This is a genomic window from Bacillus vallismortis, assembly GCF_040784915.1.
In the GTDB taxonomy this organism is placed as follows: domain Bacteria; phylum Bacillota; class Bacilli; order Bacillales; family Bacillaceae; genus Bacillus; species Bacillus subtilis_G.
Genome location: NZ_CP160797.1, coordinates 3,828,833 through 3,847,014, shown reverse-complemented (window position 1 = coordinate 3,847,014; position 18,182 = coordinate 3,828,833). Strand labels below are relative to the sequence as shown.

The following is an 18,182-nucleotide window of genomic DNA, read 5'->3' as shown; positions in this document are numbered from 1 at the left end:
AAAGCGTGGTGTTTTTATGAAAAACGTATCTATTTCCTCTTTGGAAAATATGAAATTGAAAGAGCTTTATGAACTTGCAAGACATTATAAAATCTCCTATTACAGTAAACTGACAAAAAAAGAACTCATTTTCGCCATTCTGAAAGCAAATGCAGAACAGGAAGATCTGCTGTTTATGGAAGGCGTTCTTGAGATCATCCAGTCTGAAGGTTTCGGCTTCCTGAGACCGATCAACTACTCTCCAAGCTCAGAAGACATTTACATCTCAGCTTCTCAAATCCGCCGTTTTGATTTGCGAAACGGAGACAAAGTATCAGGCAAGGTTCGTCCGCCAAAAGAAAATGAGCGTTACTATGGACTTTTGCACGTTGAAGCAGTAAACGGGGATGATCCCGAATCTGCAAAAGAGCGTGTGCATTTCCCGGCTCTTACACCTCTTTATCCAGACCGTCAAATGGTGCTAGAAACAAAACCTAACTTCTTGTCTACAAGAATTATGGACATGATGGCGCCGGTCGGATTTGGACAGCGCGGTTTGATTGTTGCGCCGCCAAAAGCCGGAAAAACGATGCTGCTGAAGGAAATTGCCAACAGTATTACAGCGAACCAGCCAGAAGCAGAGCTCATCGTGCTTTTGATTGACGAAAGACCGGAAGAAGTAACTGATATCGAGCGTTCTGTGGCTGGGGATGTCGTCAGTTCAACGTTTGATGAAGTGCCGGAAAACCATATCAAAGTGGCCGAGCTTGTACTTGAGCGCGCGATGCGTCTTGTAGAACACAAAAAAGACGTCATCATTCTGATGGACAGCATCACACGCCTTGCCCGCGCCTACAACTTAGTGATTCCGCCGAGCGGAAGAACGCTTTCCGGGGGGATTGACCCTGCGGCGTTCCACCGTCCGAAACGCTTCTTCGGGGCTGCGAGAAATATCGAAGAGGGCGGCAGCTTAACTATCCTTGCTACGGCTCTGGTCGATACCGGCTCACGTATGGATGATGTTATTTATGAAGAATTCAAGGGAACAGGCAACATGGAGCTTCACCTTGACCGCTCTTTGGCCGAGCGCCGCATTTTCCCGGCCATCGATATCCGCCGTTCAGGAACGCGCAAGGAAGAGCTGCTTGTGCCTAAAGAGCATCTTGATCGTTTATGGTCGATCCGCAAAACGATGTCTGATTCACCTGATTTTGCGGAAAAATTCATGAGAAAAATGAAAAAAACCAAAACAAACCAGGAATTTTTCGACATTCTCAATCAAGAATGGAAACAGGCAAATCTATCATCTGCAAGAAGGTAAATAGTATTTGCAAAAGAAGTAAATCACTGATATAATTTTCTTATATGCGTTTCGGACAATGCTCCGAAATAATAACTCTGTTTCCACACTGGATTCAGGGCGGAAGGAGATGGATACAATGAAGGCAGGAATTCATCCTAATTTCAAAAAAGCAACAGTTAAATGCGCTTGTGGAAATGAATTTGAAACAGGCTCAGTAAAAGAAGAGGTACGCGTTGAGATTTGCTCTGAGTGCCACCCATTCTACACTGGCCGCCAAAAATTCGCTTCTGCTGATGGTCGTGTTGATCGCTTTAACAAAAAATACGGTCTTAAGTAATAATAGATTTTTCAACAGGCAAGCAGTCTTGCCTGTTTTTTATATTGTCTAAAACACAGCTGGCAGAAAGAGGGGAACAGAGCCTATGTACATAATGAAACAAAGCGGTTGGCTTGAGCTGATTTGCGGCAGCATGTTCTCGGGGAAATCTGAAGAGCTGATCAGAAGAGTGAAGAGAGCGACTTACGCCAAGCAGGAAGTCAGGGTATTTAAGCCTGTGATTGATAATCGATACAGTGAAGATGCTGTTGTCTCCCATAATGGAACATCCATGAAGAGCTATGCCATTTCTTCTGCTGCAGATATTTGGGACCATATCAGTGAGCGTACGGATGTGATTGCGGTTGATGAAGTGCAGTTTTTTGACCAGGAAATTGTTGAGGTTTTATCATCCCTTGCCGATAAAGGCTACCGTGTGATTGCAGCCGGTCTTGATATGGATTTTAGAGGAGAGCCGTTCGGTGTCGTCCCGGATATTATGGCGATTGCGGAAAGTGTGACGAAGCTGCAAGCCGTCTGTTCCGTCTGCGGATCGCCGGCGAGCAGAACACAGCGCCTGATTGACGGCAAACCTGCTTCCTACGATGATCCGGTCATTTTGGTGGGCGCATCCGAATCGTATGAAGCGAGATGCAGACACCATCACGAAGTTCCAGGGAAATCTAAAAAATAGCCCGAAGCATGGGTATAAAGATAGAAAACACCGGCTAAAAACACCGGTGTTTTTTTTATATTCTGATAATAATTAATTAAAAAATTTAATTAAGTGTATTAAAAAATTAAGTAATTTTCTTCCCTTGAATTTTGATTTTCACAGGCATACAATAGCTTACGTAATGTAAATAGTTTTTAGACATTGTTCGAATAATTGTCATAAAGTCGCATAAAGATCATGATCGGATTTTCAAGATGGGTTATTACTTAACTTTGTTAACTATTTCAAGAAAGAAGGAGATTTGCTTGAATAACATAAAAAAAACGAAGGAAGGCCATTTAGAAACAACTCTTAGAGGAAAAGAAGTTTTATCTATTCCTACTTTAAATAAAGGTGTTGCTTTCTCATTAGAGGAAAGACAAGAACTTGGCTTAGAAGGACTTCTTCCGCCAACTGTACTTTCTCTAGATCAACAAGCAAAACGCGCATATGAGCAGTTTAAAGCTCAGCCAGACCGCCTCCGTCAAAATGTTTACTTAAATGATTTGGCAAACCGTAACGAAGTTCTTTTCTATAAATTGCTGAAAAACCATCTTCGCGAAATGCTTCCTGTTGTATACACACCGACAGTCGGCGAAGCGATTCAAGAATACAGCCATGAGTACAGAAGACCTCAAGGTATCTACTTGTCAATCGACAATATTGAGGGTATTGAAAAAGCTTTTGAAAACCTTCATGCGACAGCAGGCGATATTGATCTTATCGTTGCAACTGACTCTGAAAGCATCCTCGGAATCGGTGACTGGGGTGTAGGCGGTATTAACATCGCGATCGGTAAATTAGCTGTTTACACTGCAGCAGCTGGTATTGACCCAAGCCGTGTTATCCCGGTTGTGCTTGATGTCGGTACGAACAACGAAAAACTTTTAAATGATCCTTTATATATTGGTAACCATCATGAGCGTATTTCAGATGAACGTTATGAAGAATTCGTTGATGCGTATGTAAAAGCTGCGCTGAAATTCTTCCCTAAAGCACTTCTTCACTGGGAAGACTTTGGTAATAAAAACGCGCGTAATATCATGAAGAAATACAACAACGACATTCTGACATTCAACGATGATATTCAAGGTACAGGCGCGATTACACTTGCTGGTGTGCTTGCTGCTATGAAGAAAACAGGCGCATCTATTAAAGACCAGCGTGTTGTTGTCTTCGGTGCAGGTTCCGCAGGTATCGGAATCGCCGACCAAATTCGTGACACAATGGTGCTTGCGGGATTATCTGAAGAAGAAGCGAACAAACGCTTCTACACAATCGATTACAGAGGCTTGCTGACTGAAGAAATCGAAGGCATCCTTGATTTCCAAAAACCTTACCTTCGCACTGCGGACGAAGTGAAAGAATGGAAACGCGATGAAAAAGGCCAAATTCCATTCGATGAAGTGGTTCGCCAAGCGAAACCAACGATCTTAATCGGTACTTCAGGCGTATCAGGCGCGTTTACAGAGGAAATTATAAAAGAAATGGCATCTCACGTAGACCGTCCGGTAATCATGCCGATGTCAAACCCGACTCACCTTGCGGAAGCGACTCCTGAAGATCTATTCAAATGGACTGACGGAAAAGTGCTTGTAGCAACAGGAAGCCCGTTTGAAAATGTGGAATACAACGGTGTTTCTTATGAAATCGGACAATCTAACAACGCATTTGCATTCCCTGGTCTTGGACTTGGTTCAATTGTAGCTGAAGCGCGTGTGATTACGCCTGCTATGTTTGCTGCAACTGCTGATGCGATTGCTGAAATGGTTGATTTTGAAACACCTGGAGCAGGATTGCTTCCAAGCATTGATAAGCTTCAAGAAGTTTCTATTCAAGTTGCGATTGCCGTTGCTGAAGCAGCTATTAAAGAAGGCGTAGCAAATCGTCAGCCTGAAGATGTGAAACAAGCGGTTCTTGATGCAATGTGGACACCGGAATACAAAAAAGTCATCGCAAAATAATTAGCGATTAAATACATCGTCCGAGGGAAAGCTTTTTGGAAAGCTAAAGTATACGGACATAGGATTTGGAGGAGAATATTTTGAGCATCTTAGATATCTTAATCCTCCTGGCACCGATCTTCTTTGTTATCGTGCTGGGATGGTTTGCAGGACATTTTGGAAGTTATGATGCCAAGTCGGCAAAAGGGGTAAGTACGTTAGTAACGAAATACGCACTTCCAGCTCACTTTATCGCTGGTATCTTGACTACTTCCAGAAGTGAATTTTTATCTCAAATTCCGTTAATGGTTTCTTTAATTATTGGGATTGTTGGTTTCTATATTGTTATTTTATTGCTTTGCAGATTTGTGTTTAAATATGATTTAACGAACTCATCCATATTTTCTTTGAACTCTGCACAGCCGACATTCGCATTTATGGGTATTCCTGTACTGGGAAGCTTGTTCGGCGCGCAAGAGGTTGCGATTCCGATCGCGGTTACAGGTATCGTTGTTAATGCGATTCTTGATCCGCTTGCGATTATTGTCGCTACTGTCGGTGTGTCTTCTAAGAAAAACGAAGAGGGCGGCGACAGCTTCTGGAAGATGACAGGAAAATCAATCCTGCACGGTCTTTCTGAGCCGCTTGCAGCTGCTCCATTAATCAGTATGATCTTAGTGCTTTGCGGTGTGACTCTACCTGAGCTGGGTGTTAAAATGCTTGACCAGATTGGAAGCACAACATCTGGTGTGGCTCTCTTTGCTGTCGGTGTTACTGTTGGTATCCGCAGTATCAAACTCAGCGTACCAGCATTTGGTATTGCGCTGCTCAAAGTTGCGGTTCAGCCTGCGTTAATGTTCTTGATTGCTCTTGCAGTCGGACTTCCAGCTGACCAAATGACAAAAGCGATCCTTCTTGTTGCATTCCCTGGTTCTGCCGTAGCAGCCATGATTGCAACTCGTTTCGAAAAACAAGAGGAAGAAACTGCTTCTGCATTTGTAATCAGTGCGATTCTGTCATTGATTTCACTTCCAATTATTATTGCGCTTACTGCGTAAATCAAAAAAGCTCCCTTTACGGGGAGCTTTTTATATTAGGTTTGAAATTTGAACAGTGACAGCAGCGGTTTTTTTCTTGTTTTGTTTTTTTCGGAAGCGGCAGCGGTCTCGGGGATCGGCTGGGCGGTGAATTCTTTCATTTGTGAGGTCAGTGATTGCATGTCTGCAAGGATGTCATCAATTTCCCTGCGGTGCTGAAGCAGCTGATAAGATACACCCTCATCCGCTTTTTGCTTCAGCTGGCGTTCCAGTTCCTCGAACCTTGCCAGCAGTTCGTTTTCGTCCTGCTTTTGCAGTAATAGGGTGTTCAGCTTCTGTTCGAGCTGCTCGATTCTTCGTTCTGTGTCGCCATTTGTATTTTGGACAAGGAAGCCTGTGCGCTTTTTAGTGCTTTGAGGCACATGAATATCCTGAATCGCCTTGCCTTCAGAGATTTGTTTCTGTACAGATTTTAGAATCTTCACGTCTTCTGCCGTGAACGAATAGTGCCCGAGCTCATTGCGTTCGGCCGGAAGATTCAGCTGCTTCACCCACCGCTGCACCGTTTTTGCGGAGACGCCGAGTTCACTTGCTACCATATTTGTATTCATGATCCCATACCTCCTTTTTAGCTAGGTATTCGACCATAGAATGCGGTTCCCTTCCTGTTAGACAAAACAAGAAAAGATTCGGCAAAGAAAGTGGGTATCTTCTTTTTTTCTTCAAAAACCGTTATTGTTCATACAGTTCTAAAGGAAGCTGGTCAGGATCAAAAAAGAAGGTGAAACGCTTGCCAGTCAGTGGATCTGTTCTGATGGGCTCTGTTTCGATTCCTTTTTTATGAAGCTCCTGAACCGCTTCATCCAAGCTGCTGACTGTAAAGGCGAGATGGCGCAGGCCTGCCGCTTCAGGCTCGGTTTGGCGTGCGGGTGGATCGGGAAACGAAAACAGCTCAATAGCATACGTGCCGTTAAGTGACAAATCAAGCTTATAGGAGCCCCGCTCTTCTCGATACGTTTCTTGAATGACTTGAAAACCAAGCTTATGTACGTAGAAAGCTTTCGACTTTTCATAATCTGAACATATGATTGCAATATGATGTATGGATTTTAGCATGATGATCCCTCCTCGATTCCCAGTATAGCAGAGGAGGCATTTCCAACTCGGATTGAAATGCTTTTGACTGGGGTTAATCACTATACTATAATGAGAATGTTACGCACAGGAAAACAGAGGTGAAGACCGTGTTAGACCGATTAAAGTCAATCGAAGAACGATACGAAAAATTAAATGAGCTTTTAAGCGATCCAGAAGTAGTCAACGATCCGAAAAAGCTAAGAGAATATTCAAAAGAGCAATCTGATATACAAGAAACAGTTGACGTATATAGACAATACAGAGATGCGTCAGAACAGCTGACTGATGCAAAAGCGATGCTTGAAGAGAAGCTGGACGCTGAAATGCGCGAGATGGTGAAGGAAGAGATTTCTGAACTCCAGAAGGAAACGGAAACACTGTCTGAACGCCTCAAAGTGCTTCTGATCCCGAAAGATCCTAATGATGACAAAAACGTTATTATGGAGATCCGCGGAGCTGCGGGAGGCGAAGAAGCCGCTTTATTCGCGGGCAGCCTTTACAGAATGTATTCCCGTTACGCTGAGCTTCAAGGCTGGAAAACAGAGGTCATGGAAGCGAGTGTAACCGGAACGGGCGGCTACAAAGAGATCATCTTTATGATTACGGGGAGCGGCGCATATTCTAAACTCAAATATGAAAACGGCGCCCATCGCGTACAGCGTGTTCCGGAAACAGAATCAGGCGGCCGTATCCATACATCGACTGCAACAGTAGCGTGTCTTCCTGAGGCGGAAGAGGTAGAGGTTGACATCCATGAGAAGGATATCCGAGTTGATACGTTTGCTTCAAGCGGACCGGGCGGACAAAGCGTGAACACCACAATGTCTGCCGTTCGTCTGACGCACTTGCCGACAGGTGTTGTGGTATCATGCCAGGATGAAAAATCTCAAATCAAGAACAAAGAAAAAGCAATGAAGGTTCTCCGTGCCAGAATCTATGATAAATTTCAGCAGGAAGCCCAGGCTGAATATGATCAAACACGGAAATCAGCAGTTGGATCAGGTGATCGCTCTGAGCGTATCCGCACATACAACTTCCCGCAAAACCGTGTGACGGATCACAGAATCGGCCTGACGATTCAAAAGCTTGATCAGATTCTTGAAGGAAAACTTGACGAAGTGGTTGAAACACTGATCGTTGAAGATCAGGCAAGCAAGCTTCAACAGTCGGAAGGTTAAGATGAAGACGATATTTGAAGCCCTGAAATGGGCTTCTTCTTATTTAACCGAAGCGGGAAGAGAAGAAAACGCTGCCGAGCTTCTTTTGCTTTATGATACCGGAATGGACAGAAGCAAGCTGCTCGCCAGCTTACAGGAACCGATTGGCGAAGACGAACTGTATCGCTTTCAGCGTCACGTTGAGATGCATAAAGAGGGCGTGCCGGTTCAGTACATTATAGGAAAAGAGTTTTTTTACGGGCGGGAATTTATGGTGAATGATGATGTACTGATTCCGCGGCCGGAAACAGAAGAGGTTGTCTATCATTTGCTTGAAAAATATCGGCGTGTCTTTTCGGAAGACGGCCGGGTTGATGTCGTTGACGTCGGTACAGGGAGCGGTGCGATAGCCGTCACGCTTGCGCTTGAAAACAAAAATTTTTCTGTGTCGGCGGTCGATATTTCAAAAGAGGCGCTGCAAGTCGCCTCTGCTAATGCGGAAAAGCTTGGAGCTGATGTGCACTTTTATCAGGGCGATCTGCTAGAGCCTTTTATTATGGCTGGAAAAAAAGCGGATATTATCGTCTCGAATCCTCCTTATATTTCAGAAGAAGAGATGGCTGATCTATCAGAGATTGTCCGTTTTCATGAGCCGCTTCACGCTCTCACTGATGGCGGAGACGGGCTCAAATTTTATAAGCGGTTTATGGAAGACATCCCGCTTGTCATGAAGAATAAAGTGTTTGTCGTTTTTGAAATCGGATGGAATCAGGGAGCGGCGGTCAAAGAACTGATCCTCAAGACGTTTAAGGGTGCGGAAGTGGAAGTGCTGAAAGATATTAATGGAAAAGACAGAACCATATGCGCTGTGATTCATAAAAATATATAAGCAGCTTGCTGGCGAGTTGATGAATCAAGCTGTTTTAACACCAGCAAAGGGGATGTGAAAGATGAAAAAGGCCCTGGCAGCAGGAATCTTGCTCATTGCGATTGAAAGTATGATCGGCACCATTGTTCCGCAGGCACTTCCATTTGAGTCGATTTTTGGCATTGCGTCTCTTATTTTGATTGGGCTCGCGATCATCACATCGGGTTTGGCCGTAAGCGGAAGCGATCAGCGGGCAAACTACCATTCAGAAACGAAAGAAGGCCGTACATCCCGCATGAAAATGGCGGCAGCTTTCTTTGTTGCGGGGATACCCTCTATTCTTTGTTATTTGCTGACGATTTTGTTTTAATGAAAAAGGAAGCCCCCTAGGCTTCCTTTTTTTGCAGTAACACAGAATCCCATATCCAATAGACAAGAGCTGTTAATACAGCGAAAAGATAGAAGGCTTTATTTTGAAACAGGGATTGTCCCGAAGGCTGCAGCAAGCCGAAAATAATCGCGTTGGCAACAATAGACGCGGCAAAGTAATACAGCAGATACAAAGGGTTGAACCGCTTCGGCTTTTTATTCATCATGAACTGAAGCGGAAGTGCGAATATCAAATAAGGAAATAGAAAATAAAATGCCATCGTTACGAGAGCGGCAATGATAAATGAATGAATATAAATCATCGAATAAAGAACCGACATCGTGAATGCTGATAACAGCACTGTATAATTATATTTCATCTTAAACCTCCTAAAACACTATCGTACCATAAATAAGATTAACAGCTTGCTAGATTTTTTTCACCCTGCACGTTTACCCCAGGCTCTCCTTGTCCATAATAGGGCTAGAAACAAAGCACGGAGAGGAACGGTGGGGACCGATGAAAAAAACAGTAATCATTTGTATATATATCTTTCTTTTATTATCCGGTGCGCTTGTAGGTCTGGCAAAAGAAGAGACGGCACAGCAATCAGAAAATCAGCCGGTGGTCATTCCGGACGAGGCGATCCGCCTGAGAATATTGGCAAACAGCGATAGGGATCAGGACCAGCAATTAAAACGGCATATCAGAGACGCGGTCAATAAAGAAATCACGACTTGGGTAGAGGATATTACTTCTATAGAAGAAGCGCGGCGTGTGATTCGCTCAAAGCTGCCCGAAATCAAAGAAATTGCAAAGGAAACAATGGAGAAAGAAGGAGCGAACCAGTCGATTTCCGTTGATTTTGACAAAATCTCATTTCCGACAAAGCTTTATGGCAACATGGTATATCCTGCTGGTGAATATGAAGCGATTCTGATTACGCTTGGAAACGGCGACGGCGCCAATTGGTGGTGTGTGCTGTTCCCGCCGCTCTGTTTTCTCGATTTTTCTAACGGGGAAGCCGTAAAAGAACAAGAAGATAAAGAAGCTTCAAAAAAGCAGACTGAAAAAGTGCTTGAGGACGTAACCGCTAAAGCGGAAAAAGCCACAAAAGAAGAGAAAGAAGAGAAGGAAGACGGCGGCACAGAAGTGAAATTCTTTTTAGTCGAATGGATTTCCGGCCTTTTTTCCTAATCACCTGGTCTAAAAATAGATTTGCCTCATAGATTGGAAGAAAGAATGCAAAAACGGGGTGAACGGATGTTTTATCAACTGCGGGTGGCAAGGGAAAAAGACGGAGACGTGCTCGAGGAATTTTTAAAACAGGCGAAAACCAATCATGAAGGCGTGAAAGAAGGCTTCACCCAGTTTCTGATGCTGGAGGACAGTGAGAAAAACATTGCCGGCTGTCTCGGAATTGAAAAAATAAGCTGTGACCAAGGGCTGCTGCGATCACTTGTGATATCGGACAAGCTTCACCAAGGCCATATTGTGACGCTCTTTCAGAGTATGGAGCTGCTGTGTGAAAAGCATCAGATCAAAACAGTATATTTAATTGCGAATCAGCATTCTTCTGCCGATTTCCTGACGGCTATGGGGTTTGAACCAGCTGAAAGTGTACCTGAAGAGCTGTTTTCTTCCGACCATTTCCGTGAATCCCGGCAAACAGAAGGGGCTGTCTTGATGAAAAAAGCGTCTGGATAAATGTGATTTATACACATACTTATCCACTTCTTCATTAGCGTTGTCCACAATTTGTGGATAACGCTTGTTTTATTACAGGACATCTTTTATACTTTCAAAAGGATTACACGCGTAAAACAATCGTTTTATTGTTGTGAATAAGGAGTTTGGTCAGAAAATGAAAACGAAAAGATGGTTTGTGGACGCAACTGACGAGTTATCCACAAATGATCCACAAATTGCACAAGCAGCCGCTTTGCTCCGGGAAAATGAGGTCGTTGCGTTCCCGACAGAAACGGTATACGGCCTCGGCGCAAATGCGAAAGACACAGATGCTGTCAAAAAAATATATGAAGCAAAAGGGCGTCCAAGTGATAATCCCCTGATTGTCCACATTGCGGACATCAGCCAGCTAGACGATTTAACAGGACCGGCGCCAGAAAAGGCGAAAACACTGATGAACCGGTTTTGGCCGGGGGCACTTACGCTCATCCTGCCTTGCAAACCTAGTGCGCTCTCACCTCGTGTAACGGCAGGGCTTGAAACGGTTGCCATTAGGATGCCGGATCATCCGCTTGCCCTTGCATTGATTCGCGCGTCGGGGTTGCCGATTGCGGCACCGAGCGCCAATCTGTCAGGTAAGCCAAGTCCGACAAAGGCCGAGCATGTGGCTCACGACTTGGATGGCCGCATAGCTGGAATGATGGACGGAGGCCCTACCGGGATTGGGGTCGAATCGACCGTCCTTTCATGTGAGGGAGACATCCCCGTTCTCCTGCGCCCGGGCGGCATTACGAAAGAACAAATTGAAGCGGAGATTGGACCGATCCTTGTGGATAAAGGGCTCAGTGATCAAAATGAGAAGCCGATTTCTCCAGGGATGAAATATACACATTATGCGCCGACAGCGCCGCTTGCCATTTGCGAAGGCAGCCCTGAGCGCATTCAGCACCTCATTCAAGAATATCAACAGGACGGAAGACGAGTCGGTGTCCTGACGACAGAAGAAAATGCGGACGTGTATTCCGCTGATTACGTGAAGAGCTGCGGCAGACGGGCTCAGCTTGAGACTGTTGCGGCAGGGCTGTATGATGCTTTACGCAGCTTTGATGAGAAGAAGGTGGATTTTATTATCGCGGAATCCTTTCCGGACACGGGCGTCGGACTCGCCATTATGAACAGGCTGATGAAAGCCGCTGGAGGAAAAGTGATTCGCTGAACGCAGTCAGATGTTCTAACCCTTTTTGGACACGCATAGGCTAAAAAAGCGGGGCGTGTCCAAGGGGGTTATTCATGTATGTCGGATTTGTTTATAGGCGAACTGATTACATTAAGCATCATGGCGTTTGCTTTAGGGATGGATGCTTTTTCTGTCGGTCTCGGAATGGGCATGATCAAACTCACAAAAAAGCAGATATTCTATATTGGTTTCATCATCGGCCTCTTTCACGTCATCATGCCTCTCGGAGGGATGGCGGCCGGTAACATGCTGTCAGGGCTCCTCGGCGTGTTAGCGGTTTATATCGGGGGGGCGCTGCTTTTTGTTCTTGGTGTTCAAATGCTTATGTCTTCTTTTAAACAGTCAGAAGAACGACTCATGTCGCCGGCAGGACCGGGCTTATTGCTGTTTGCCGTCGGCGTCAGCCTTGACAGCTTCTCCGTCGGCTTGAGCTTGGGGATATACGGCTCGCATCCGCTCCTCACCATTACCCTGTTCGGGCTGTTCAGCATGATGTTGACATGGCTGGGCCTGCTGATCGGAAAACAAGTACAGTCGTGGCTTGGCACATACAGTGAAGCGCTCGGGGGCATCATATTAATCGCATTCGGTCTAAAGCTGCTTTTGCCAATTTAATATACCAATAAAAGAAACGAAGTCGCCGTTTCTTTTTTCTTCATATATAATAGAGAAAATAAGGGGTGACTGACATGAACATTATTTTTGTCTGTACTGGAAATACGTGCCGCAGCCCCATGGCTGAGGCGCTTTTTAAATCAATTGCAGAAACGGAAGGGCTGAATGTCAGTGTCCGCTCGGCAGGTGTGTTTGCTTCGCCTAATGGGAGAGCGACGCCTCATGCTGTCGAAGCGCTGTTTGAAAAACACATTGCCCTTAATCATTTGTCTTCTCCATTGACTGAAGAACATATGATATCGGCTGATTTGGTTCTGGCTATGACCCAGCAGCACAAACAGATCATTGCCAGCCAATTCGGACGTTATCGTGATAAAGTGTTTACGCTAAAAGAATATGTCACAGACAGCCGCGGGGATGTCATCGATCCGTTCGGCGGCACAATTGATATCTATAAACAAACGAGAGATGAGCTTGAAGAGCTTCTTCAGCAGCTGGCAAAACAACTGAAAAAAGACGGCAGGTAAGTTGTCAGAAAATCTGCAAACAGGTCATTTGCAAATCCTTCGTGAAGGAGTAGAATATAGTGAAAAGCACATCATATGGTGTGAATCTAAGAGCGGACAGGCTGCGCGGTCAACAAAGCGGGCGGGCCGCATCACACACACTGGGAGGAAAAGCTGATGAAAGTAGCCATAGCATCGGATCATGGCGGCGTTCACATTCGAAATGAAATCAAAGAGTTAATGGACGAATTGCAAATTGAATATATTGATATGGGCTGTGACTGCGGAAGCGGATCTGTCGATTATCCGGATTATGCTTTCCCGGTGGCCGAAAAAGTGGTTAGCGGCGAAGTTGACAGAGGCATTTTAATTTGCGGGACAGGCATCGGTATGAGTATTTCCGCTAATAAGGTCAAAGGCATTCGCTGCGCGCTGGCGCACGATACATTCAGCGCACAGGCAACGAGAGAGCATAATGACACAAACATCCTCGCGATGGGTGAACGGGTCATCGGCCCCGGTTTGGCGCGTGAAATCGCGAAAATCTGGCTGACCACTGAGTTTACCGGCGGAAGACATCAAACCCGTATTGGAAAAATCTCAGATTATGAAGGGAAAAACCTGTAGGGGTGCTGTTCAATGAATGAGATCAAGCAAACGTGGAATACGATGTTGTCTGAGTTTCAGGAACAAGCGGGATTGAAACAGGATCAGTTCTTTGTTCTTGGATGCAGCACGAGCGAAGTGGCCGGCAGCCGGATCGGAACATCGGGCAGTACAGACATCGCGGAAAGCATCTACAGCGGACTTGCCGAGCTTAAGGGAAAAACGGGAATCCATCTCGCGTTTCAATGCTGTGAGCATTTGAACAGAGCGCTTGTCGTCGAGGAAGAAACGGCCCGGCTGTTCAGGCTTCCAACTGTTTCTGCCGTACCCGTTTCAAAAGCGGGCGGGGCGATGGCTGCTTATGCGTTTAAGCAGATGAAGTCTCCTGTTCTTGTCGAAACCATTCAGGCTGATGCCGGAATAGACATCGGTGATACGTTTATCGGCATGCATCTGAAGCCGGTAGCTGTACCTGTGCGTGTGTCTCAAAACAGTCTCGGGGCAGCACATGTGACATTAGCGCATACGCGGCCGAAACTGATCGGCGGAGTGCGGGCGGTTTATGAGTGTGAATGAAAGGACTGCGTGGCCAGTCTTTTCTTTTATTTTTAAGACAGTAAAATAAATCCCGAACTTTAATTTAAATTTAAGTTATCAATATTCGTTTTTACCAATAAAAATTTTGATTTTTTAAAAATAATCTTTTACATCGGCCTAAAAAACCATGTACAATAGTGATGGTAAAAACAAAGAACAGGATACGGATAGGAGAGGATCTCGCTGATGAAACATTTACCTGCGCAAGACGAACACGTGTTTAACGCTATTAAAAATGAGCGTGAACGCCAACAGACTAAGATCGAATTGATTGCTTCTGAGAACTTTGTAAGTGAAGCGGTTATGGAAGCACAAGGATCTGTTTTGACAAATAAATACGCTGAAGGATATCCGGGCAAACGCTACTACGGCGGATGTGAGCACGTCGATGTCGTTGAAGATATCGCTCGTGACCGCGCGAAGGAGATCTTTGGAGCGGAGCATGTAAACGTTCAGCCACATTCAGGCGCACAAGCAAACATGGCAGTGTACTTCACGATTTTGGAGCAAGGCGATACTGTACTTGGGATGAACCTCTCCCACGGCGGCCATTTAACACACGGAAGTCCAGTCAACTTCAGCGGTGTTCAATATAACTTTGTTGAGTACGGCGTAGATAAAGAAACTCAATATATTGATTACGATGACGTGCGTGAAAAAGCCCTTGCTCATAAGCCGAAGCTTATCGTAGCAGGAGCAAGTGCGTATCCTCGTACAATCGACTTTAAGAAATTCCGTGAAATTGCTGATGAAGTCGGCGCTTACTTCATGGTGGATATGGCGCATATCGCAGGACTTGTTGCGGCAGGCCTTCATCCAAACCCGGTTCCTTACGCTGATTTCGTGACAACAACAACACATAAAACACTTCGCGGACCTCGCGGCGGTATGATCCTTTGCCGTGAAGAGTTCGGCAAGAAAATTGATAAATCGATCTTCCCTGGAATTCAAGGCGGCCCGCTGATGCACGTTATTGCCGCAAAAGCTGTTTCATTCGGCGAAGTATTGCAGGACGATTTCAAAACATATGCACAAAACGTCATTTCAAATGCAAAACGTCTGGCTGAAGCGTTAACGAAAGAGGGCATCCAGCTCGTTTCCGGCGGAACTGACAACCACCTGATCCTTGTTGACCTTCGTTCTCTCGGACTGACAGGTAAGGTTGCGGAGCACGTGCTTGATGAAATCGGTATTACGTCTAACAAAAACGCGATTCCATACGATCCGGAAAAACCTTTCGTGACAAGCGGTATCCGTCTTGGTACAGCTGCTGTGACAAGCCGCGGTTTTGACGGAGATGCATTGGATGAAGTCGGTTCCATCATTGCGCTTGCATTGAAGAACCACGAAGATGAAGGAAAACTTGAAGAAGCAAGACAGCGTATAGCTGCTCTGACTGATCAATTTCCTTTATATAAAGAATTAGATTACTAAGATCCTAAAAACCCGCTCGGCTTATGGCCGGCGGGTTTTTTGACGATGTTCTTGAAACTCAATGTCTTTTTTTGTAGAATCAATAGAAGTGTGTAATTGTTGATGGGACAATAAAAAAGGAGCTGAAACACAGTATGGGAAAGGTTTATGTATTTGATCATCCTTTAATTCAGCATAAGCTGACATATATACGGAATGAAAATACAGGTACGAAAGATTTTAGAGAGCTTGTAGACGAAGTAGCCACTCTTATGGCGTTTGAAATTACCCGCGATCTTCCTTTAGAAGAAGTGGATATCAATACACCGGTTCAGGCTGCGAAATCGAAAGTCATCTCAGGAAAAAAACTTGGAGTGGTTCCTATCCTCAGAGCGGGATTGGGAATGGTTGACGGCATTTTAAAGCTGATTCCTGCAGCGAAAGTGGGACATGTCGGCCTGTACCGTGATCCTGAAACCTTAAAACCCGTGGAATACTATGTCAAGCTTCCTTCTGACGTGGAAGAGCGTGAATTCATCGTGGTTGACCCGATGCTGGCTACAGGCGGCTCTGCTGTAGAAGCGATTCACAGCCTCAAAAAACGCGGTGCGAAAAATATCCGTTTCATGTGCCTTGTAGCGGCGCCGGAGGGTGTGGAAGAATTGCAGAAGCATCATGCGGACGTGGATATTTACATCGCGGCGCTTGATGAAAAATTAAATGAAAAAGGTTATATCGTTCCAGGTCTCGGAGACGCGGGAGACCGTATGTTTGGAACAAAATAAAAGGAATCCCGAAAGGGGTTTCCTTTTTTTATCCAGTTTTTTGCTATTCGGTCAATTTGTATACAATTATAGGTGAAAATGTGAACATTCTGTGGAGGCTCACAGTATAAAAAGTTTTTTAACTTTAAACAGATTGACACTTGTTAGGGGCTATTGTATGCTAAACGAGGGTATTATGAGAAGGTTTTCATAGCTTTCATTATAGTCCTCATCCTCAATATAAATCCTCTCAGTAAACCCGTATTATGAGGATTTATTTAAGCGAATGAAACAGCATCCTTGCAAGGCTTGCGGATGAATGATTTTTTCGAACAGGCCCGTTTTGTCGGTCAAAAAAGGTCTTCTACTAGGGTTAACCGCTGATTTTGCCGTATCTAAGAAATACATTATTTTTTCATCAGGAGACAGATAGTTGATGGACGATCCCAAGCTTACATTTAGCAGACAACGAAAATATCTATTATGCATTTTGGCAGTGTATGTACTGGGTTATGGTTTAACAGCGTATAAAACCGTTTTTTTAGGCCTTATTCTGGGAACTGTTTTCAGTTTGTTTAATTTGTTACTGCTCATCAGAAGAATGAATGCTTTTGACAGAGCTGTTGAGAAAGGAAAGTCCATACGATCTCTGGGGAGCGCAGCGCGGTGGTGCAATGCGATTCTTGCTGTGGCTGTCGCCTATAAATATCCCGAGCATTTTCATATGGCAAGTACAATTATTGGATTAATGACAATATATCCTGTCATTATGATAGATTCTATTATCCAGCTTAAACGTTCATCAATGGAAGAGAGGTGAAAACCCTTTGAATCATGAATACAGAACTATTGAATTTCTAGGTCTTACTTTTAATCTGACAAACATTCTGATGATTACTGTGGCGAGTGTGATTGTTTTATTGATTGCGATATTAACGACAAGAACGCTTTCGATTCGTCCCGGAAAAGCCCAGAATTTTATGGAATGGGTTGTGGATTTCGTCCGCAATATTATCGGCAGTACAATGGATTTGAAAACAGGGGCTAACTTCTTGGCACTTGGTGTCACATTGCTGATGTACATATTTGTGTCGAATATGCTGGGGCTGCCGTTCTCTATTACAATCGGACATGAGCTCTGGTGGAAATCTCCGACAGCCGACCCTGCCATTACATTAACGCTAGCCGTGATGGTTGTCGCTTTAACCCACTACTATGGTGTGAAGATGAAAGGGCTCAAGGAATATTCCAAAGACTATTTAAGACCTGTTCCACTCATGTTCCCGATGAAAATTATCGAAGAGTTTGCGAATACGCTGACTCTCGGATTGCGGCTTTATGGTAACATCTTCGCCGGTGAGATTCTTCTCGGCCTGCTTGCGGGTTTAGCGACAAGCCATTATTCGCAAAGCGTGGCTCTCGGTCTTGTCGGTACAATCGGCGCTATTCTGCCGATGCTGGCATGGCAAGCATTCAGTTTATTTATAGGTGCCATCCAAGCGTTTATCTTTACAATGCTCACGATGGTGTACATGTCTCATAAAATCAGTCATGATCATTAAAACATTATATCCAAACGGATAACATTTAAAAGGAGGAACTTTTTCATGAATTTAATAGCAGCTGCAATTGCAATTGGTTTAGGCGCACTTGGTGCAGGTATTGGTAACGGTTTGATTGTTTCACGTACGGTAGAGGGGATTGCCCGTCAGCCGGAAGCAGGTAAAGAACTTAGAACTCTTATGTTCATGGGTATCGCATTAGTTGAAGCCCTTCCAATTATCGCTGTCGTTATCGCATTCTTAGCGTTCTTTGGCTAAGCATAAAAGCCTTATATGAACTAAAAATGGCGAAGATCATTCCAAGAGAACCTTCGCCATTGCTTTATGTCTGATAAGCATCCCGCCTTGCCGGCTGAAAAGAGACAAGT

Annotated in this window: 23 protein-coding genes; 20 read left to right on the top strand and 3 right to left on the bottom strand. The window is 44.7% G+C overall.

All coding sequences use genetic code 11. The features are described 5' to 3' along the window. Nucleotides 1-16 precede the first annotated feature (16 nt). The 5 genes from rho to ABZM97_RS19230 all read left to right on the top strand — a co-directional run bounded on the left by rho (nucleotide 17) and on the right by ABZM97_RS19230 (nucleotide 5,314). Nucleotides 17-1,300 (top strand): transcription termination factor Rho, encoded by a 1,284-nt coding sequence (gene rho, locus ABZM97_RS19250; RefSeq protein ID WP_010328939.1) that lies wholly within the window; start codon nucleotides 17-19, stop codon nucleotides 1,298-1,300. Nucleotides 1,301-1,418: 118 nt separating this feature from the next. Further along, on the top strand, nucleotides 1,419-1,619 hold the full coding sequence (gene rpmE, locus ABZM97_RS19245) for a 50S ribosomal protein L31 (RefSeq protein WP_003151132.1): 201 nt from the start codon (nucleotides 1,419-1,421) through the stop codon (nucleotides 1,617-1,619). An 85-nt stretch (nucleotides 1,620-1,704) separates the two neighbouring features. Next, entirely contained in the window at nucleotides 1,705-2,292 is a 588-nt protein-coding gene (locus tag ABZM97_RS19240; RefSeq protein WP_087992712.1) for a thymidine kinase, read from the top strand. A 287-nt stretch (nucleotides 2,293-2,579) separates the two neighbouring features. After that, nucleotides 2,580-4,277, top strand: a complete 1,698-nt coding sequence (gene malS, locus ABZM97_RS19235; RefSeq protein ID WP_253268632.1) for an oxaloacetate-decarboxylating malate dehydrogenase — start codon at nucleotides 2,580-2,582, stop codon at nucleotides 4,275-4,277. An 80-nt stretch (nucleotides 4,278-4,357) separates the two neighbouring features. Further along, complete coding sequence (locus ABZM97_RS19230) at nucleotides 4,358-5,314, top strand: AEC family transporter (RefSeq protein ID WP_087992710.1); 957 nt, start codon at nucleotides 4,358-4,360, stop codon at nucleotides 5,312-5,314. A gap of 35 nt (nucleotides 5,315-5,349) precedes the next feature. On the opposite strand, the gene racA is transcribed toward ABZM97_RS19230, so the two are convergent. Together racA and ABZM97_RS19220 are read right to left on the bottom strand one after the other, a co-directional pair. Beyond that, nucleotides 5,350-5,904: a chromosome-anchoring protein RacA gene (racA, locus tag ABZM97_RS19225; protein WP_087992709.1), complete on the bottom strand. Its 555-nt coding sequence runs from the start codon at nucleotides 5,902-5,904 to the stop codon at nucleotides 5,350-5,352. A 121-nt stretch (nucleotides 5,905-6,025) separates the two neighbouring features. Next, nucleotides 6,026-6,412: a VOC family protein gene (locus tag ABZM97_RS19220; protein ID WP_087992811.1), complete on the bottom strand. Its 387-nt coding sequence runs from the start codon at nucleotides 6,410-6,412 to the stop codon at nucleotides 6,026-6,028. A gap of 125 nt (nucleotides 6,413-6,537) precedes the next feature. Here ABZM97_RS19220 and prfA point away from each other — a divergent pair, with 125 nt between their 5' ends. The 3 genes from prfA to ABZM97_RS19205 all read left to right on the top strand — a co-directional run bounded on the left by prfA (nucleotide 6,538) and on the right by ABZM97_RS19205 (nucleotide 8,825). Continuing rightward, nucleotides 6,538-7,608, top strand: a complete 1,071-nt coding sequence (gene prfA / locus ABZM97_RS19215) for a peptide chain release factor 1 (RefSeq protein WP_087992708.1) — start codon at nucleotides 6,538-6,540, stop codon at nucleotides 7,606-7,608. A 1-nt stretch (nucleotide 7,609) separates the two neighbouring features. Beyond that, complete coding sequence (gene prmC, locus ABZM97_RS19210; protein WP_087992707.1) at nucleotides 7,610-8,476, top strand: peptide chain release factor N(5)-glutamine methyltransferase; 867 nt, start codon at nucleotides 7,610-7,612, stop codon at nucleotides 8,474-8,476. Between the two features lie 61 nt (nucleotides 8,477-8,537). Next, nucleotides 8,538-8,825: a DUF5316 family protein gene (locus tag ABZM97_RS19205; protein ID WP_087992706.1), complete on the top strand. Its 288-nt coding sequence runs from the start codon at nucleotides 8,538-8,540 to the stop codon at nucleotides 8,823-8,825. A 16-nt stretch (nucleotides 8,826-8,841) separates the two neighbouring features. Here ABZM97_RS19205 and ABZM97_RS19200 read toward each other — a convergent pair whose 3' ends face one another. Further along, nucleotides 8,842-9,204, bottom strand: coding sequence for a UPF0715 family protein (locus ABZM97_RS19200; protein WP_087992705.1), 363 nt, complete (start codon nucleotides 9,202-9,204; stop codon nucleotides 8,842-8,844). Nucleotides 9,205-9,344: 140 nt separating this feature from the next. Between ABZM97_RS19200 and spoIIR the strand changes: the two genes are divergently transcribed. From spoIIR to atpE, 12 genes are all read left to right on the top strand, one after another. Next, on the top strand, nucleotides 9,345-10,022 hold the full coding sequence (gene spoIIR / locus ABZM97_RS19195; RefSeq protein ID WP_087992704.1) for a stage II sporulation protein R: 678 nt from the start codon (nucleotides 9,345-9,347) through the stop codon (nucleotides 10,020-10,022). A gap of 66 nt (nucleotides 10,023-10,088) precedes the next feature. Then, nucleotides 10,089-10,532 carry a hypothetical protein gene (locus ABZM97_RS19190; protein ID WP_333516481.1) on the top strand — a complete coding sequence of 148 codons (444 nt, stop codon included), beginning with the start codon at nucleotides 10,089-10,091 and terminating at the stop codon, nucleotides 10,530-10,532. A 157-nt stretch (nucleotides 10,533-10,689) separates the two neighbouring features. After that, a complete protein-coding gene (locus tag ABZM97_RS19185) occupies nucleotides 10,690-11,730 on the top strand; it encodes an L-threonylcarbamoyladenylate synthase (RefSeq protein WP_087992703.1) in 1,041 nt (346 codons plus the stop codon). Nucleotides 11,731-11,808: 78 nt separating this feature from the next. Further along, a complete protein-coding gene (locus ABZM97_RS19180; RefSeq protein ID WP_202327923.1) occupies nucleotides 11,809-12,366 on the top strand; it encodes a manganese efflux pump MntP family protein in 558 nt (185 codons plus the stop codon). Between the two features lie 74 nt (nucleotides 12,367-12,440). Further along, on the top strand, nucleotides 12,441-12,893 hold the full coding sequence (locus tag ABZM97_RS19175) for a low molecular weight protein arginine phosphatase (RefSeq protein ID WP_087992701.1): 453 nt from the start codon (nucleotides 12,441-12,443) through the stop codon (nucleotides 12,891-12,893). A gap of 156 nt (nucleotides 12,894-13,049) precedes the next feature. Further along, nucleotides 13,050-13,499 carry a ribose 5-phosphate isomerase B gene (gene rpiB / locus ABZM97_RS19170; RefSeq protein ID WP_087992700.1) on the top strand — a complete coding sequence of 150 codons (450 nt, stop codon included), beginning with the start codon at nucleotides 13,050-13,052 and terminating at the stop codon, nucleotides 13,497-13,499. A gap of 12 nt (nucleotides 13,500-13,511) precedes the next feature. Continuing rightward, nucleotides 13,512-14,054: a TIGR01440 family protein gene (locus ABZM97_RS19165; RefSeq protein ID WP_333516388.1), complete on the top strand. Its 543-nt coding sequence runs from the start codon at nucleotides 13,512-13,514 to the stop codon at nucleotides 14,052-14,054. Between the two features lie 207 nt (nucleotides 14,055-14,261). Further along, entirely contained in the window at nucleotides 14,262-15,509 is a 1,248-nt protein-coding gene (gene glyA, locus ABZM97_RS19160) for a serine hydroxymethyltransferase (RefSeq protein WP_367387068.1), read from the top strand. A 134-nt stretch (nucleotides 15,510-15,643) separates the two neighbouring features. Beyond that, a complete protein-coding gene (gene upp / locus ABZM97_RS19155) occupies nucleotides 15,644-16,273 on the top strand; it encodes a uracil phosphoribosyltransferase (protein ID WP_087992697.1) in 630 nt (209 codons plus the stop codon). 415 nt (nucleotides 16,274-16,688) lie between these two features. Continuing rightward, the gene (atpI, locus tag ABZM97_RS19150) at nucleotides 16,689-17,072 is read left to right on the top strand and encodes an ATP synthase subunit I (RefSeq protein WP_148962516.1); all 384 of its coding nucleotides are present in this window, start codon (nucleotides 16,689-16,691) and stop codon (nucleotides 17,070-17,072) included. A 7-nt stretch (nucleotides 17,073-17,079) separates the two neighbouring features. Beyond that, nucleotides 17,080-17,814 carry a F0F1 ATP synthase subunit A gene (atpB, locus tag ABZM97_RS19145; protein ID WP_019716028.1) on the top strand — a complete coding sequence of 245 codons (735 nt, stop codon included), beginning with the start codon at nucleotides 17,080-17,082 and terminating at the stop codon, nucleotides 17,812-17,814. A gap of 45 nt (nucleotides 17,815-17,859) precedes the next feature. Further along, nucleotides 17,860-18,072: a F0F1 ATP synthase subunit C gene (gene atpE / locus ABZM97_RS19140; RefSeq protein ID WP_003151167.1), complete on the top strand. Its 213-nt coding sequence runs from the start codon at nucleotides 17,860-17,862 to the stop codon at nucleotides 18,070-18,072. The last annotated feature ends 110 nt before the right edge of the window (nucleotides 18,073-18,182 follow it).